Origin of the sequence: Loktanella sp. Alg231-35 (assembly GCF_900143545.1) — a bacterium.
Classification (GTDB): Bacteria; Pseudomonadota; Alphaproteobacteria; order Rhodobacterales; family Rhodobacteraceae; genus Yoonia.
The window spans coordinates 17,484-35,031 of record NZ_FREV01000004.1 but is presented as its reverse complement, the minus strand read 5'-3'; the positions used below and the strand labels follow the sequence as shown (position 1 = coordinate 35,031).

The following is a 17,548-nucleotide window of genomic DNA, read 5'->3' as shown; positions in this document are numbered from 1 at the left end:
GAGACGATATGTTTCTAAAGAAGGTTGCGCTGACTAGCGCTATGTCAATCATCGCCGGGGCTGCATTCGCGGAATGCGAAATTCCGGGCAATGTCAGCATTGTCGGGAATGAATTTCCCGCCATTCACACAGTTGCCGAAGGTGCTGCTGCTTGCACCGGTGGCGAGGTCAAGGCGAACCTGACCGCCGATCACCAGAAGATCAATCTGGCCGGTATGCAGGGCAACCCTGCCGAGTACAGCAGTGCGATCATTGCAAATTCCTCCATCGTGGCTCTGATGAACGAAGACGTCATTCGCCCGCTGGACGATCTGGTCGCTGAATACGGTCAGGACATCCCCAAGAACCAGCTGATCACCATTGATGGTAACATCATGGCGGTGGCCTTTATGGCGAACGCCCAGACATTGGCCTATCGCAAGGACGTGCTGGAAGAGATCGGCGTCGGCGTGCCAACCACCTATGAGGAAGTGCTGGAAGCGGCTGAAATGATCCGCGAAGCTGACATCAGCGAGTATCCTGTGGGCGGCGCATATGCTGCGGGTTGGAACCTCGCCGAAGAATTCGTGAACATGTATTTGGGTCATGGTGGCGAATTCTATGTGCCCGGCACTGCCGAGGCTTCGATCAACAACGAACAGGGTGTTGCGGCGCTGAATATGATGAAGGCGCTGACGGAATATATGAACCCTGACTTCCTGACCCACGATTCCAACGCAACAAGCGCTGAGATGGAAGCGGGCAACGTGATGTTGATGAACATGTGGGGCTCTCGCATGGGGGTTCTGATGGATGATGAAGGCGCTGAAGAGCAGGTCTACACAAACATCACTGTTGCCGGTCCGCTGACTGTTGGTGGTGGCTCAACCCCTGCGTCAACACTGTGGTGGGACGGCTGGACTGTTGCCAAAAACATCTCGGACGAAGACGCAGCGGCGACATTCTTGGCCCTTAAGCACGGCACAAGCCCTGCGATCCTGAATGACGAAACCATGAGTCAGGCCGTCTGGATGATCGAAGGCTACACACCTGCACCGGTCAATGATGGCGTCTTTGCAGCCATCGCAGCAGGCACACAATCTTACCCGATGCTGCCTTATCAGGGCCTTTTGCACACTGCGCTGGGCGATAACCTGTCCGACTTCTTGTTGGGCAAAGAATCCGCAGAGCAGGCACTGGCCGACACCGAAGCAGCCTACACCGCTGCGGCAACCGAAAAAGGCTTCCTTCAGTAAGGAACCCAACGGATGTGGGGCAGAGATCTCTGCCTCACATCACCTTTCTCACTATCGCGCAATGCCACGGGGGCAATTGAACAATGAAACATAGATCGTTCTTTTGGTTTGTTCTTCCATCGGCCATCGCGATGATGCTGTTTATCTTTTTCCCCATCATCTCGGTCATCATTCAGTCGTTCCATGTTGAGCATGAACAGGTGATCCGTGCGGTTGAAACCTGTGACCTGTTTGGCTGCAAGGAATCCACAACCATTGACCAAGAGGCGACTGCCGAACTGCGTGCAGAACGGCCCTTGGGGCAGTTTGCTGGTCTGAAGACCTATCTGGACCGCAACCACATTGCGGCAACGGAAGTTGCCGAAACGTGGAACGGCACCAATAGCTGGCGCGATTTTGGCGCGCAGATGCTTAACTTGCCATTCTACAAGGCGATGGGTTTTACCCTGACTTACACTTTTGTGGTCACGCCTTTGGTGATCATTCTGGGCTTTATCATTGCCGTGGCTGTAAATAGCGCGACCAAGGCGCTGCGCGGGCCGCTGATCTTTTTCTCGCTGTTGCCGATGATGATCACACCGCTTGTCGGCGCGCTGATCTTGTTCTGGATGGTTGATGCCCGCGGGATAATCGGGACACTGCTGCAACAATTGGCAGGCGATCCTGATCTTTCGGTCAAAGCGTCAACCCCACTGATGTGGATCATGCTGATGGTTTACGGCGTCTGGCACTCTGCGCCTTTTGCCTTCATCGTCTACTATGCCGGTCTTCAGACCGTCAGCCAGGACACATTGGAAGCCGCGCGCGTGGATGGTGCCAACCGCTGGCTGCAAATCCGGCATGTAATCATTCCGCATCTGCTGCCGCTGACGACATTCATTGCGCTGATGCAGTTGATGGATAACTTCCGGGTGTTTGAACCCATCGTCAGCTTTGCCGCCAACGCTCACGCCACGTCGCTCAGTTGGGCCATCTTCAACGACCTTGGCGGAGAGACCCGCCAGCTTTCATCGGCGGCCGCGACCTCGGTGCTGACAATCATCGGTGTGGCGATCCTTCTGTCGCCCGTCCTTGTGCGCACATGGCGCGATTTTGATCGGAAATAGGTGAAAACGATGTCCAGCACACTCAAGCGACAACCCCCAGCCGTCACCTTTCTGGTCGTCTCTATTCTGGCGATCTGGATGCTTCTTGCGGCGTTTCCGTTCCTTTGGACGCTTTGGGGATCGTTCAAGGTTGAAGGTGATTTCTTTTCCAAGGCGGATTGGGCGAATGCGCTGCGGGGAACATTGACGCAGGCCGAGACCGGCGGTCGCATAACCGGTGATGGATATTACGGGGCTTGGGTACAGGAAGAGTTCTGGCGCGCGGCCTGGAACTCGATCATCGTGTGCTTTTTTGTCGTGACGATTTCTCTGACACTGGGCACTTTGGGCGGCTATGCGCTGGCGCGATCTACCTATCGCTATGCGTTCTGGTTCTTGTTGGCGGCGCTGATTTTCCGGGCGATGCCACCGATCACGTTGGTGTCCGGCTATCTGCCCGTGTTCTTCCAGTGGAACCTGTGGGGGCATACGGCGACCACAATCATCGTGCTTGTTGCGATCAATCAGCCTTTCACGCTGTGGATGCTGCATTCATTCTTCAAGAACATCCCGGCGGAACTAGATGAAAGTGCCATGGTCGACGGCTGCACCCGCTTTCAGGCGTTCCGTAATGTGATCATTCCGGTGATGTGGCCGGGTGTGATTACCACCGGGCTGTTCTCATTCCTGCTGGCTTATAACGACTTTGCGGTCACGACGATGCTGCTGTCCAAGGAAAACCAAACGATGATCCCCAAAGTGGCCAGCTTCCTTGGCACCACGCAGACCAAGGGCAACGTGATGTTTGCCGTGTCGTCGGTCGTCTCGGTGACGGCACCACTGTTCCTGATGATCATGTTCTTCCAACGACAGATTGTCGGCGGCCTGACCGCAGGTGCGGTCAAAGGGTGAGGCGGATGCTTCAGCGCAAAGAATGTGGCGTTCAGCTTGCGCAAGGCACCTGCGCCTTGGTCAATAAAGTATTGGAGGAAGACAGCGCATGATAGGTACACGTCCCGAACAGGCGGTTCTGACACGCGACACGGATATGTCAAAGACCGATGATACGCGCGCTGTGATCGAAAGCATGGTTGATGGCCTGAATGATCACAGGATCGCTGATATTGGCGAATTCTTTGCCGAGAATTTCCGCTGGATGGGCAATCAAGGCTGTGGCACCAAAACCGGCCTGCGGGAATTTCAGGACAATTGGCAGCGCCCGTTTCAGGCGGCGTTCTCTGACAAAACCTGTATTGATGAGGCCCGCCTTTACATGGGCGAATGGGCTGCGGCCTTTGGCCGGCAGGAGGCCACGCATTCCGGTGAGTTTCTGGGCATCGCCCCGACAGGTAAGCGTGTCGAAATTCGCTATATGGATTTCTGGAAGGTGGTCGATGGCAAGATTGTCGACAATTGGGTGAATGTCGATTTCGCCCATGTTGCTGCGCAGCTGGGCGTTGATCTGTTCAGGGGTGAAGGCTGGGAAGCATATGATCGAGGCACGCGTGACGCGCCTCGACCGGACTAAGTGAGGAAAAGCAATGACAATCACACACCTCAAAAGCGGAAAAACCGAAGCCGATCGCGCCGAGGATGACGCCAAGACTGCTGCCGTCGTGGCGGCAACGCTCAAGGATATTGAGACGCGTGGCGACGCAGCCGTGCGCGAGCTTGCCAACAAATTCGACGGCTATGATCGCGACAGCTATCGCCTGACCCAAGATGAGATTGACGCGCTCATCGCCAAGGTCAGCCCGCGCGATCTGGAGGATATCAAGTTCGCGCAGACACAAGTCGTCAACTTTGCACAGGCCCAGCGTGACAGCATGTTGGATATCGAGGTTGAGACGATGCCCGGCGTGATCCTTGGGCACAAGAATATCCCTGTGCAATCCGTGGGCTGCTATGTGCCAGGTGGCAAGTTCCCGATGGTTGCCTCTGCTCATATGTCAGTGGCCACCGCCAAGGTCGCAGGCGTGCCCCGCATCATCGCCTGCACCCCGCCTTTCAACGGCGAACCAAACCCCGCCGTGATTGCCGCGATGCATCTGGGCGGCGCGCATGAGATCTATGTATTGGGCGGCATTCAGGCCGTGGGGGCCATGGCCCTTGGCACCGAAACCATCGACCCGGTTCATCTGTTGGTTGGGCCGGGCAATGCCTTTGTAGCCGAAGCCAAACGGCAACTTTTTGGCCGCGTGGGTATCGACCTGTTTGCCGGTCCAACAGAAACGATGGTGATCGCAGATGAAACCGTCGATGCAGAGATGTGCGCGACTGACCTTCTGGGGCAGGCCGAGCATGGCTACAATTCTCCGGCTGTTCTGGTCACCAATTCGCGCAAGCTGGCCGAAGGGACACTATCCGAGATTGACCGTATCCTGGATATCCTGCCCACCGCAGGGACCGCCAAGGTCAGTTGGGACGACTACGGTGAAGTTATCCTGTGTGACACCTATGACGAAATGCTGGCGGTCGCTGATGATATCGCGTCCGAGCATGTGCAGGTGATGACGGACCGCGACGATTGGTTCCTAGAGAACATGACCTGCTATGGCGCGCTGTTCCTAGGTGCACGGACCAACGTGGCCAATGGTGACAAGGTCATAGGGACCAATCATACGCTGCCCACCAAGAAAGCGGGGCGATATACGGGTGGTCTTTGGGTTGGAAAATACCTCAAGACCCACAGCTATCAGAAGGTGACGACGGATGAGGCCGCCGCAAAGATCGGCGCTTATGGGTCTCGGCTGTGCCTGCTTGAAGGCTTCGTCGGTCATGCCGAACAATGTAACCTGCGTGTCCGCCGCTACGGTGGGCAGAACGTTCCCTACGGTGAGGCCGCAGAGTAATGCCAGACGCCCTTGGGATTAAGCGTCATCTGACCCCGCTCCGCCGGGCGATGATGGATTTTTCCGAAATGGGCGTACGCAGTGCATTTGCTGACCTTCTGACACCAGAGGCAGCGGTGCGCCTGTTCCATCCTTTGGGGCAGATATCGGGGCAAGCCTTTTATGACACCGCCTATGCGCCCTTGCTGGCGGCGATGCCTGATCTTGAGCGGCGCGACCTAATCGTCGTTGAAGGCTCCGATAGCGATGGCGCGCAATGGGTGGGGTGCATGGGGCAATATGTAGGCAGCTTCGTTGCACCCTTCATGGATATCCCGCCAACCGGGCATCTGGCTTATATGCGGTTTCACGAATTTTACCGTTTCGAAGACGCTAAAGTTGTTGAGGTTCAGGGGATTTGGGACCTACCCGAATTGATGATGCAGGCAGAGGCCTGGCCGATGGTGCCCAGCCTGGGGCGCGAGTTCTGTGTGCCTGGACCGATGACACAGGATGGTTTGGTAGATCACACCGCAGCCGACAGCCAAGCGAGCCACGATCATGTGATCGCAATGTTGACGCAGCTTTCGCGGCATCCCTCCGAAGGCGGGCCGGAAATCATGCAGGCTGAGGCGTTCTGGCACCCGCGCGTCAACTGGTACGGCCCCGCCGGGATCGGCTCAGCGCGCGGGCTTGCAGGTTTTCGCCACTGGCATCAAATCCCGTTTCTTAACGCTCTGCCAGATCGCAGGGGCGGGACAAGCGGCACGCTGACGTCGCATTTCTTTGCGGATGGGGCCTATGTCGCTGTGACGGGCTGGCCAAATATGCAGATGACTGTCACCGGCGACGGCTGGCTGGGGATCGCACCTGCGGGGCAAGAGATCACAATGCGTAGCCTTGATTTCTGGCGGGTCGAAGACGGTCTGATCCGCGAAAACTGGGTTTTGGTCGATCTGTTGGACGTCTATGCGCAATTGGGCGTAGATGTATTTGCGCGGTTACGCGCGTTCAACAAGGCACGGGTTCCGGGCCGCATTCCTTCACCGATTGGAGCTATCTGATGACCCTGCCGAAAACCCCTTCATTTCGTCTGGATGGCAAGCGCGCATTGGTCGCCGGGGCCGGGTCAGGCATCGGGCTGGCCTGTGCGGCAGCATTGGGCGAGGCGGGAGCAGAAGTGACGCTGGCCGGGCGACGTGCGGACGTATTGGAGGCCGTCGCCAATGACATGCGCGTTGCAGGCATGTCCGCGCAGGTTCTGCCCATCGACGTGGCCGACGTCGCGGCGGCAAAACAGGCAATCACGAAGAGTGGCCCGTTTGATGTGCTTGTGAACTCTGCCGGGATCGCGCGGCATAGTGCTGCTGCAGATACCATCGAAGATGATTTTGACGCGGTCGCCGATCTTAACATCAAAGGCGCATACTTTCTGACACAGGCGGTGGCCAAAGGGCTGCTGGAGGCTGGCAAACCGGGCAGTCTGATCAATATTTCATCGCAGATGGCCCATGTGGGCGGCATCGAACGCGCGGTTTATTGCGCCAGCAAACACGCCGTCGAGGGCTTTACCAAGGCAATGGCGATTGAATGGGGCAAGACGGGCATTCGTGTTAACACGATCTGCCCCACGTTCATCCTGACCGAATTAAGCCGACCAACCTTTGAACAACCCGACAAGCGGGCGTGGATTGAAGACAAAATCAAGCTGGGCCGCGTGGGCGAGGTTGAGGATATCATGGGCGCTGTGGCCTTTTTGGCCTCAGACGCGTCAGCGCTGGTCACAGGCACAGCCCTGATGATCGATGGCGGGTGGACAGCAGAATGAGCAAGAACCGTGTGACATCCGCAGAAGTGGCCGAACGCGCAGGTGTCAGTCAATCTGCCGTGTCGCGAACCTTTACGCCGGGCGCCTCTGCGTCCAAGAAAACAGTCGAGAAAGTACGCAAGGCCGCAGAAGAACTTGGCTATCGGCCGAATGTTCTGGCCCGCGCGATGGTCTCGGGCAAAAGCCGAATTATAGGCTTGGTGGTGGCCTATCTTGAGAACCAGTTCTATCCTGAAGCGCTGGAAAAACTGTCAAACGAGCTGCAAAAGCGCGGCTATCATGTGTTGATCTTTCTGGCGGAACAGACGGCAGACAACATCGATGCCGTGGTCGAAGAAATCCTTGATTATCAGGTGGATGGGATCATCGCCGCATCTGTTTCGATGTCGTCGGATCTGTCGGAACGCTGCCGAGCGGCGGGCGTGCCAATGGTCCTATTCAACCGCTCGCAAGATGATCCGAACATGTCGGCGGTGACCTCGGACAATTATGCTGGCGGGCGCAAAGTGGCAGAGTTTCTGCTAGCTGCTGGGCATCGCAAGATCGGGCATATCGCCGGGTGGGACGGGGCCTCGACCCAGCGCGACCGCGAAGCGGGGTTCATTGCTGCGTTGGCGCAAGCCGGTGTCGCGCTGCATTCGCGTGCTGAAGGTGACTTTAAGATGCAAAAGGCGGCGGAAGCGACCCGCAAGATGTTTGCCTCTGACCCACCTGAGGCAGTCTTTGTCGCCAATGACCACATGGCGCTGGCGGTTATGGACACCCTGCGGTTTGAACTGGGATTGCGGGTGCCTGATGACGTCTCTGTGGTAGGGTTTGACGATGTGCCAGCAGCCAGTTGGCCAGCCTATAACCTGACAACTGTGCGTCAGCCTGCCAACCGTATGATTGCCAATACAGTCGAGATCCTTCTTGACCAGATCGAAAATGATACGCGCGAAACACGGCGCATCGCCATTGACGGACCGCTGATCCTGCGCGGATCGGCCCGCATTCCAAAAGGATGGACCGCATGAAGGGATTTGATCCCAAGTTCACCGATTTTCCGGACTACATCCTGAAAATCACCCGCGAGATATGGGAAGACCGGGGCATAGCCACGCTGAACCACTACTATTCCGAAAACATCCCCATGCGCTTCCCTGAAGGCGTTTCGATGGGCAACCAACGCACGATGAATGGCACACTGGCCACCTTGGCAGAGTTTCCAGACCGCGAGTTGACCGGCGAAGACGTGATCTGGTCGGGCAATGAAGACGAAGGTTTCCTGTCGTCGCACCGCCTGCTGACGATGGGCACGCATACCGGTGATGGCTACTTCGGCCCTGCCACCGGCAAGCGTTTTGTGATCCGTGCCATTGCCGATTGTGCCGCAATCAACGGCCAGATCAACGATGAATGGCTCATCCGTGACACGGCCGGTATCGTCAAGCAACTGGGCATGAAGCCCAAGAAATTCGCACGCAATTTGATCGCGCGCGAAGGCGGACCAGAGGCCTGCGTCAAACCCTTCAGCCCCGCCATAGACGTTGATGGCCCTTACAAGAGCCGTGGCAATGACAATGAATGGGGCCAGCGGTTGGCAGATATCCTGACACGGATGATGGATAAGGATTTCGCTGTAGTTCGCGCCGAATATGACCGCGCCGTCCAGACCGAGCACCCAGCATCAACCACGGTGCATTCCTGGGCGGATACGGAAAAGCTCTGGATGGGTCTGCGTGCGTCTTTCCCCAATGCGAAGTTCAGCATTGAACATCAGATCGGACGCGACGACCCGATGCTGTCACCACGTGCTGCTGTCCGTTGGGGCCTGCATGGTAAACACGGCGGCTGGGGCATGTTTGGACAGCCGACCGGTGCGGACGTCTATGTGATGGGCTTTACCCATGCCGAGTTTGGCCCCGATGGGTTGCGCCGCGAATGGACGCTTTTTGATCATGTCTCGATCTGGAAACAGATCCTGCTCCAAACTGGCGGGCAGTCATGACAACCGGTTTTCCCCATCTTGACGCAAGCCGGGTCACGCAAAGGTTCCACACCTATCGCGCTTCCCTGCGGGCAAAGCGTCTCAACAACCGCCCGCCATGCAGTTGAGTTTTTTGATGCAAATTCAACAGCAAAGGAAAACAAGATGACCAATATCCAAGACCGCATTGTCCGCTACGGCGACCTGAAACCCTGCAAGACCGCCTTTATTGACGCCCACACGCCGGGGTCGGATCAAAAAGAGAACTTTACCATCATTGGTGGCGGTGTCTCTGAATCCCCTGATCAACATGTCCACATCAGCACTCCGCATGGCTTTAACATCGGCGCTGCGGGACAGCCGCCCAAATGCCGCAACTCGCTGCATGACCATCGCACAGCCGAGGCGTTTTTTGTCTTGTCGGGGCGTTGGCGCTTTTTCTGGGGGCGTTGGGGTGATGCGGGCGAGGTTGTGCTGGAAAAGGGCGATATCTTTAACATTCCCACCGGCATCTTCCGCGGGTTTGAAAACATCGGCACCGACTATGGGATGATCATGGCAATCCTTGGTGGTGATGACGCTGGTGGCGGTGTGATGTGGGCCCCGCAGGTGATTGAAGACGCTGCCGATCATGGTCTGATCCTTGCTGAAACCGGCAAGCTTTATGACACCAAGAAGGGTGCGAAACTGCCCGATGGCGTCCAACCAATGCCTGTGATGTCTGATGCCGAACTGGCCCAACGGCCAGAGCCCACCACAGCAGAGGTGCTGCCCAACCACGTCGCCCGCTATTGGGATTTGGTCGCACTGGCCGATCACAAACCGGCCACGGTGATTGGCGAATACGGCGTGCTGCGCGACAAACCGGGGTTCGAGGTGGATTTCATCACCCGCGCCAGCGCCACCGAAGACATGCACAGCCATGACCGCCCTTCGGTCCTGATGCCGGTCACCGGCCATTGGCGCGTCACTTGGGAGGGCGGCAGCACCACGCTGGCTCCGGGTGACACCATGTCAGTGCCTGAAAACATGGCCCATAACGCTGTTCCATCGATGACCGGCGAGGCTGCACTTTATCATATCATCGGCACTGGCGATCCTGCTGGGCTGACCTGGAAGGGCTGACCATCAGCAAATGAACAACACGGCGGCACCTCATGTGATGCCGCCGCTGTCGACACCAAGGAGATACCAAATGTCCAAAGTCTTGACCACGCATGTAGGTTCATTGCCCCGTACCCAAGACGTCGTAGATTTCATCTTTGCCCGCGAAAATGAAAAGCCTTTCGATCAGGCGGCATTTGACGCCTGCATGGCGGCAGCGGTGTCAGACACTGTGCGTAAGCAGGTGGAGGCAGGGGTTGATATCGTGTCGGATGGCGAGACCTCCAAGATTTCTTATGCCACCTACGTCAAGGACCGCTACACCGGCTTTGGGGGTGACAGCCCGCGCAATGCGCCGGCTGACCTCAAGATGTTTCCTGGCTTTCTCAAACGCCTCGCTGATGATGGCGGCACACCGCAATACGCACGGCCCATGTGCGTGGGCGAGGTCCGCTCAAAGGGGCAGGGCGAACTGGAAAAGGATATCGCCAACCTCAAGGCGGCAATGGCGGCACATGGCGCGACACGCGGATTCATGAACGCCGCAAGCCCCGGTGTGATCTCGCTGTTCCTGCAAAATGACTACTATGCATCGCGCGAGGCTTATCTGGCGGCCTTGGCTGACGCGATGAAGACAGAATATGAAACCATCGTTGCCTCAGGGCTGGATTTGCAACTGGATTGCCCCGACCTTGCTCTGTCGCGGCATATGCTTTTCACCGACCTGAGCGATGACGAATTCATCAAAGTGGCGCAGATGCATGTTGAGGCGCTTAACCACGCGCTGTCGGATGTGCCAGCCGAGAAGGTGCGCGTGCATATCTGCTGGGGCAACTATGAAGGGCCGCATTGCTGCGATATCCCAGTGGCCAAGATGTTCGACACGCTGATGGCGACGGATTCGCGCTATGTGCTGTTTGAAACTTCCAACCCACGCCATGGCCACGAATGGACAACCTTCCGGGATCGCAAGGCGGATATTCCAGATGACAAGGTGCTGGTACCCGGCGTCGTGGATACGACCACGAATTTTGTGGAGCATCCCGAGCTGGTTGCCCAGCGGATCGCGCGTTTTGTCGATATCGCGGGCGCAGAGCGTGTCATTGCGGGTTCTGACTGCGGCTTTGGTACCTTTGCCGGGTTTGGGGCTGTTGATCCTGACATCGCCTATGCCAAGCTATCGGCGATGTCGGAGGGTGCAGCGCTGATCACATGACACCGCTTGTCTTGCTTCCCGGCATGATGTGCGATGCGCGTCTGTTCATGCCGCAAATTGCTGCCTTCTCTGGGCGCAGGACGGTGGTCTGCGCGCCGATCTGTGATCGCTCTAGTGTGGCAGAGCTGGCGGCGGATGTCTTGATCAATGCGCCGTCGCGCTTTGCGCTGGCGGGGCTGTCGATGGGCGGGATCGTGGCAATGGAAATCCTGAGACAAGCGCCAGAGCGGGTTGAGCGGATTGCCCTTCTGGATACCAATCCATTGGCCGAGAATGAGGACATCAAAGCACGCAGGTTGCCGCAGATGATGGCCGTTAAAGAGGGCAAGCTGGCCACGATAATGCGAGACGAGATGAAGCCGAACTACCTGAGCGATGGCCCGCAGCGCGATGAAATCCTCGCACTATGCATGACCATGTTACTGGATTTGGGGCCGCATGTGTTTCTGACCCAGTCCCGCGCACTGATGGACCGCCCCGATCAGACAGAAACTCTGCGCCGCGCAAATCTGCCCGCCTTGGTGCTGTGTGGACGCGATGACACGTTGTGCCCCATCCACCGCCATGAACTGATGGCCGATCTGATCCCGCAAGCACGGCTTGAGATCATTGATGGGGCTGGGCATTTGCCCACACTTGAAAAACCAGAACTGACGAACGCGACGCTGGCGCGCTGGCTGGAGGACTAAATGAACGACACGCTTTTGACCCTGTTGCGGCAGGTTGATACACCCACGGTTTGTAACGCGATTGAAGTCGCTCAAGGCAAGCGCGGGTTTGATGCCTTTACCCGTGGCACGATGCTGGCCTCACACCCCGATGCGCCTGCAATGGTGGGCTATGCGCGCACAGCGCGGATTGCTGCGGTTGCCCCACCCAAAGAGCCGCCAGAGGTGATCAAGGCGCGTCGCATGGACTATTACCGGCATATGGCCGAAGGGCCACGCCCGGCGATTGCTGTGGTCGAAGATCGCGATTTTCCGCATTGCATCGGCGCCTATTGGGGCGAGATCAACACCAGTGTTCACAAAGGGTTCGGTCTTTCAGGGGCTTTGACTAATGGGGTGATGCGCGATTTGGGCGATCTGCCCGACGGTTTTCCGGTTGTGGCTGGCTCCATTGGCCCCAGCCACGGTTTTGTGCATGTCAAAGAAGTTGCCACAACTGTTACCGTCTTTGGCCTGCAAATTTTCGACGGTGATCTGGTGCATGCGGATCGGCATGGGGCGCTGGTGATACCACCAGAGGTCATCCCCGATCTGGAAAAGGCCATCACCAAGCTGCTGGAAACTGAAAAACTGGTGCTTGAGCCAGCAAATGCTGAAGGGTTTGACTTTGCTGCATTTGAGGCTGCATGGACGGCCTTTGAAAAAGCGCGCACATGACGCGCTGATCGCAGGGTCGGAACACAACAAAACCGGCATTCCAACAAGTGCCGCGACGATACATTGGCGCATAGCGCCCATGCGGCCATCTGCCTTGTGAAACGGTTGTTTCAGTTTTATGTGCTCTACGACGCAGCAAAGGATCACCCATGGCCGACCCGCAGCTCCAAAGCCCAGAAGATCGCCCCGCCGGAAAAAAGGTCGGGGCACTACGTGCGCTTTGGCCCTTTGTAAGACCCTATAAGCTCAACATCATTGGCGCCGGGGTTGCTTTGGTCTTTACCGCCACGGTGGCACTGACGTTCCCTATTGCTGCGCGCCTTGTGGTGGACAGCTTTGGGTTGAACAGTCAGGAGATAAGCCAGCATTTCGCGACGCTGCTGACGATTGCGGTACTTCTCGCGTTTGGGACGGCAGCGCGCTATTATCTGGTGACACGGCTGGGCGAACGGGTTGTTGCCGACATTCGTAAGGCCGTCTTCAACCGCATGATCAGCATGAGCCCGGCGTTCTATGAACGGATCATGACTGGCGAGGTGCTGAGCCGGATCACCACTGATACAACGCTGATCCTGTCGGTCATCGGCAGCTCTGCTTCGATCGCTTTGCGCAACATCCTGATTTTTGTGGGTGGTGTCATCCTGATGCTGCTCACCTCGGTCAAAATGAGCGCGATGGTGCTTTGGCCGATCCCGGTTGTTCTGTTTCCGATCCTGTTTCTGGGGCGCCGGGTGCGTAGTTTGTCCAAGGAAAATCAGGACCTTATCGCCGAATCGAGCGGTGATGCGTCCGAACAGTTGTTGGCCGCACAGACAGTGCAGGCCTTCACACATGAGGAACTAAGCCGCGCAAAGTTTGATGAAGTCACAGAGCAAAGCTACCGGTCTGCACGCCGCCGGATCCTCACACGGTCCTTGCTGACGGCGATTGTGATTTTCATGGTTTTTGCTGCCATCGTGCTGTTCTTGCAGATGGGTTCGCAAGACGTCAGCCAAGGCGAGATTACCGAAGGCGGGCTAGTGCAATTCATGATCTACACGATCATGGTCGGCGGCGCCGTGGCGGCCCTATCCGAAGTTTGGGGCGAATTGCAGCGTGCGGCAGGCGCGACAGAGCGTTTGGTTGAGCTGCTCACAGTAGAGGACTCAGTGCTTGACCCTGCTCAACCGGGCACCTTGCCGGCCCCTGTGCAAGGTAAACTGAGTTTCGAAAAGGTTGCCTTTCAATATCCATCACGGCCGCAAATCTCGGCTCTTGATGAAATTGATCTGAGCATTGCGCCGGGTGAAACAGTGGCACTTGTTGGTCCATCAGGGGCTGGCAAAAGCACGATCATTCAGATGGTGCAGCGGTTCTACGACCCGCAGGGTGGGTCGGTCAAAATCGACGACATCGATCTGCGTGATCTTGAGAGGTCGGAATTCCGCCAGCACATCGCGCTGGTGCCACAGGACCCGGTCATTTTTGCTGATACAGCGCGCGAGAACATTCGTTTTGGTAGGCCCACCGCAAGTGATGCCGAGGTCGAAGAAGCGGCAAAGGCCGCAGTTGCCCATGATTTCCTGACCGCACTGCCAGACGGCTATGACAGTTATGTCGGTGAACGCGGTGTGATGTTGTCCGGTGGACAAAAGCAGCGGATTGCCATCGCGCGGGCCATTCTGCGCGACGCCCCTATCCTGCTGCTGGATGAGGCGACAAGCGCGTTGGATGCTGAAAGTGAGTTTGCCGTACAGCGCGCGGTAGAAGAACTGGCGCGAACCCGAACTACCTTGATCGTCGCCCACCGCCTTGCGACGGTGAAAAAGGCGGATCGGATCATCGTGTTGGAGGACGGTAAGATCGCGGCACAGGGCACCCATGACAGCCTTGTGGCACAAGGCGGGCTTTATGCTCGGCTGGCCAGATTGCAGTTCACGGAAGGTGTCGCCGCCGCATAACGCGGTTTTTCGTAGCGTCATACTTGTGATTGTGCGCAAACTTCCCCACCTTGCTTTGTCAGGGAGGCCGCTAGTTCAATAGTGGTGATGAAAACATAGGGAGGAGACGGCATGGCTTTTGCAAGTGTCGCAGATCGGGACGCCATCGAAAACGAAATGCTGTGGGACAAGCGGGATGTACCGACGACCACTTACGCGTTGCTCAGCCAGACGGCTGGGAAATTTCCGAACCGCAAAGCCGTCAGCTTTAGTCTGCTCTCTGACCCAAACGCACCTTGCGAAACCCTTGATTGGACGACGCTGCGCGACAAGACCGGCCAAACCGCAAACATGTTCCGCAGCATGGGGGTGGGAGAAACCGACGTTGTCGCTTACCTCATGCCCAATGCCACCGAGACGATCCTGACTTATCTGGGTGGGCAAGTCGCCGGGATCGTCAATCCGATTAACCCGCTGCTTGAGGCAGAACAGATTGCTGCGATCCTGCGTGAAACCAATGCTAAGGTGCTGGTCACGCTCAAGGCATTCCCCAAGACCGATGTGGCCCAGAAAGCGGCCGAGGCTGTGCGTCTGGCCCCCAATGTGACCCATGTGGTTGAGGTTGATCTGTTGCGCTACCTCACGGGGCTCAAGAAATTCATCGTACCCCTGATCCGTCCCAAGAACCCTGTTGCACACAAGGCAACCGTGGTCGATTTCAACACAGAGATGGCAAAACAGCCCAAAGAGTTGACCTTTGAAGACAGCAAGGTGGACCGGGTTGCCGCCTATTTCCACACTGGCGGCACCACGGGCATGCCCAAGGTGGTGCAGCATCGCTATTCCGGCATTGTCTATAATGCCTGGCTGGGCGATCGCCTGCTCTTTACTGAAAACGACGTGCAAATCTGCCCACTGCCGTTGTTCCACGTCTTCGCGACTATCGTGTCGCTGGGTGCTTCGCTTGGCTCTGGGGCGCAGATCGTATTCCCGACCCCGCAAGGGTATCGCGGTGAAGGGGTGTTTGATAACTTCTGGAAGCTGATCGAGAAGCACAAAGTGACCTTCATGATTACCGTGCCCACGGCGATGTCGGCGCTGATGCAGCGCAAGGTGGATGCAGATATCTCATCCCTGCGGCTGGCCTTCTGCGGCTCTGCACCTTTGCCGCTAGAGCTTTACCGCCGGTTTGAAGAGGCGGCAGGCGTCACAATCTGCGAAGGTTACGGCCTGACCGAGGCAACCTGCCTTGTGTCCATCAACCCTCCAACGGGGGAAAAGCGCGTCGGCTCTATCGGTATTCCGTTTCCCTATACGGACGTCAAAATCATGGACCCTGCATCGGGCGAAGAGCGTGGCGTGGACGAAATTGGTGAAATCTGCGTCTCAAACCCCGGCGTGTACGACGGCATGACCTATACGGAAGTCGAGAAGAACGCTGATTTGTTCTACGCGGGTGCTTTGTCGAATGCGCAGTACCTGCGGACGGGCGATCTGGGGCGCAAGGACGGTGACGGCTATCTTTGGATCACAGGGCGCGCCAAAGACCTCATTATTCGGGGCGGACACAACATTGACCCTGCCGAAATCGAAGAAGCGCTTGCCGGGCACGAGGCCGTGGCATTTGCCGGGGCGATCGGCCAGCCGGACGAACACGCAGGCGAAGTGCCTTGCGCATTTGTGGAACTTGTCGAAGGTGCAGAGGTCACAAGCGAAGAGCTGATGACCTACGCCAAGGAGCATATTCACGAGCGGGCTGCACACCCTAAGCATCTGGAAATACTGGCAGAACTTCCCAAAACAGCCGTTGGAAAAATCTTTAAACCTGACCTGCGCAAGCAGGCGATCACGCGGATTTATAATGCTGCGTTGGGTGATCTGGCCGCCGAAGTGCGCGAAGTCAGCGAGGACAAGCGCCGTGGTCTGGTGGCCCATGTCGGCAAGACAGGTGACGTCTCAGCCGAGGATATTGGTGGCGCGCTGAATAACTACACTATCCCTTGGGAAATGGCGGACTAAGTTACCTCCCAAATCGAATCAACGGGAGAGTGATGATGGCGAATCTGGCATTCCTTGGCCTTGGCGTGATGGGCTATCCGATGGCCGGGCACCTACAGGCGGCAGGCCACACGGTGACGGTCTACAACCGGACCAAGGCCAAGGCCGACAAATGGGTCACCGAACACGGTGGCGCGATGGCGACGACACCCGCCGCCGCGGCGGCGGGGGCGGATATGGTTATGGCCTGCGTTGGCAACGACGATGATCTGCGCGCCGTTTGTACCGGGGATGATGGCGCCTTTCGTGCAATGCAGTCTGGTGCCATTTTCGTCGATCACACCACGGTGTCTGCCGCGGTAACCCGCGAATTGCATGATGCGGCGGCAGCGCTGGGATTGGGTTATGTCGATGCCCCAATCTCTGGTGGGCAGGCGGGGGCCGAAAATGCCGCACTGTCGGTGATGTGTGGCGGGGCCGAAGACACCTACGCCAAGGCCGAGGCGATCATTAATGTTTATGCCAAGATGTGCCGCCGGATCGGCGAAAGCGGTGCCGGTCAAATGACAAAGATGTGCAACCAGATTGCCATTGCTGGGCTGGTGCAGGGTTTGTCAGAGGCGCTGCATTTCGCGCAAAAGGCGGGCCTTGACGGGCGCGCTGTGGTCGAGGTGATCAGTCAGGGTGCGGCGGGCAGCTGGCAAATGTCTAACCGTTACGAAACTATGCTGGATGATCACTTTGATCACGGATTTGCCGTCGATTGGATGCGCAAGGATTTGGGGATTTGCCTGAATACCGCCGATGAAAACGGGGCCAGCCTGCCTGTCACCGCGTTGGTGGATCAGTTCTATAAAGACGTGCAGAAACTGGGCGGTGGGCGTTGGGATACCTCATCGCTCCTGAAGCGTTTGCAGGCTCTGGACTAAGCTGTCCGTCAGGCAAGTATCTCTAATACAGTGTAATGGTGCCGGCCGG

16 protein-coding genes are annotated in these 17,548 nt (G+C 57.2%); all 16 read left to right on the top strand.

Features of this window, described 5'->3' with window-relative positions; translation table 11 throughout:
• Window positions 1-8: 8 nt before the first annotated feature.
• Window positions 9-1,235: an extracellular solute-binding protein gene (locus DHN10_RS10000; RefSeq protein ID WP_108815205.1), complete on the top strand. Its 1,227-nt coding sequence runs from the start codon at window positions 9-11 to the stop codon at window positions 1,233-1,235.
• Between the two features lie 83 nt (window positions 1,236-1,318).
• Complete coding sequence (locus DHN10_RS09995) at window positions 1,319-2,341, top strand: carbohydrate ABC transporter permease (RefSeq protein ID WP_108815204.1); 1,023 nt, start codon at window positions 1,319-1,321, stop codon at window positions 2,339-2,341.
• Window positions 2,342-2,350: 9 nt separating this feature from the next.
• A complete protein-coding gene (locus DHN10_RS09990; RefSeq protein WP_108815203.1) occupies window positions 2,351-3,232 on the top strand; it encodes a carbohydrate ABC transporter permease in 882 nt (293 codons plus the stop codon).
• An 88-nt stretch (window positions 3,233-3,320) separates the two neighbouring features.
• Window positions 3,321-3,848, top strand: a complete 528-nt coding sequence (locus tag DHN10_RS09985; protein ID WP_108815202.1) for an ester cyclase — start codon at window positions 3,321-3,323, stop codon at window positions 3,846-3,848.
• 13 nt (window positions 3,849-3,861) lie between these two features.
• Window positions 3,862-5,172, top strand: coding sequence for a histidinol dehydrogenase (hisD, locus tag DHN10_RS09980; protein WP_108815201.1), 1,311 nt, complete (start codon window positions 3,862-3,864; stop codon window positions 5,170-5,172).
• Window positions 5,172-6,215, top strand: a complete 1,044-nt coding sequence (locus DHN10_RS09975) for an ester cyclase (protein ID WP_108815200.1) — start codon at window positions 5,172-5,174, stop codon at window positions 6,213-6,215. The genes hisD and DHN10_RS09975 overlap by 1 nt, the downstream gene beginning before the upstream one ends.
• Window positions 6,215-6,979 carry an SDR family NAD(P)-dependent oxidoreductase gene (locus DHN10_RS09970; protein ID WP_108815199.1) on the top strand — a complete coding sequence of 255 codons (765 nt, stop codon included), beginning with the start codon at window positions 6,215-6,217 and terminating at the stop codon, window positions 6,977-6,979. The genes DHN10_RS09975 and DHN10_RS09970 overlap by 1 nt, the downstream gene beginning before the upstream one ends.
• Window positions 6,976-7,995 carry a LacI family DNA-binding transcriptional regulator gene (locus DHN10_RS09965; protein WP_108815198.1) on the top strand — a complete coding sequence of 340 codons (1,020 nt, stop codon included), beginning with the start codon at window positions 6,976-6,978 and terminating at the stop codon, window positions 7,993-7,995. The genes DHN10_RS09970 and DHN10_RS09965 overlap by 4 nt, the downstream gene beginning before the upstream one ends.
• Window positions 7,992-8,969 (top strand): nuclear transport factor 2 family protein, encoded by a 978-nt coding sequence (locus tag DHN10_RS09960; RefSeq protein WP_108815672.1) that lies wholly within the window; start codon window positions 7,992-7,994, stop codon window positions 8,967-8,969. Before DHN10_RS09965 ends, DHN10_RS09960 begins: the two co-directional genes overlap by 4 nt.
• A gap of 144 nt (window positions 8,970-9,113) precedes the next feature.
• A complete protein-coding gene (locus DHN10_RS09955) occupies window positions 9,114-10,073 on the top strand; it encodes a cupin domain-containing protein (protein ID WP_108815197.1) in 960 nt (319 codons plus the stop codon).
• A 70-nt stretch (window positions 10,074-10,143) separates the two neighbouring features.
• A complete protein-coding gene (locus DHN10_RS09950) occupies window positions 10,144-11,268 on the top strand; it encodes a cobalamin-independent methionine synthase II family protein (protein WP_108815196.1) in 1,125 nt (374 codons plus the stop codon).
• The gene (locus tag DHN10_RS09945) at window positions 11,265-11,957 is read left to right on the top strand and encodes an alpha/beta fold hydrolase (RefSeq protein WP_108815195.1); all 693 of its coding nucleotides are present in this window, start codon (window positions 11,265-11,267) and stop codon (window positions 11,955-11,957) included. Before DHN10_RS09950 ends, DHN10_RS09945 begins: the two co-directional genes overlap by 4 nt.
• On the top strand, window positions 11,958-12,653 hold the full coding sequence (locus DHN10_RS09940) for an RraA family protein (RefSeq protein ID WP_108815194.1): 696 nt from the start codon (window positions 11,958-11,960) through the stop codon (window positions 12,651-12,653). It begins immediately after the preceding gene.
• Window positions 12,654-12,802: 149 nt separating this feature from the next.
• On the top strand, window positions 12,803-14,593 hold the full coding sequence (locus DHN10_RS09935) for an ABC transporter transmembrane domain-containing protein (protein WP_108815193.1): 1,791 nt from the start codon (window positions 12,803-12,805) through the stop codon (window positions 14,591-14,593).
• 111 nt (window positions 14,594-14,704) lie between these two features.
• The gene (locus DHN10_RS09930; RefSeq protein WP_108815192.1) at window positions 14,705-16,591 is read left to right on the top strand and encodes an acyl-CoA synthetase; all 1,887 of its coding nucleotides are present in this window, start codon (window positions 14,705-14,707) and stop codon (window positions 16,589-16,591) included.
• Window positions 16,592-16,626: 35 nt separating this feature from the next.
• Window positions 16,627-17,499 (top strand): NAD(P)-dependent oxidoreductase, encoded by an 873-nt coding sequence (locus tag DHN10_RS09925; RefSeq protein WP_108815671.1) that lies wholly within the window; start codon window positions 16,627-16,629, stop codon window positions 17,497-17,499.
• Window positions 17,500-17,548 lie beyond the last annotated feature (49 nt).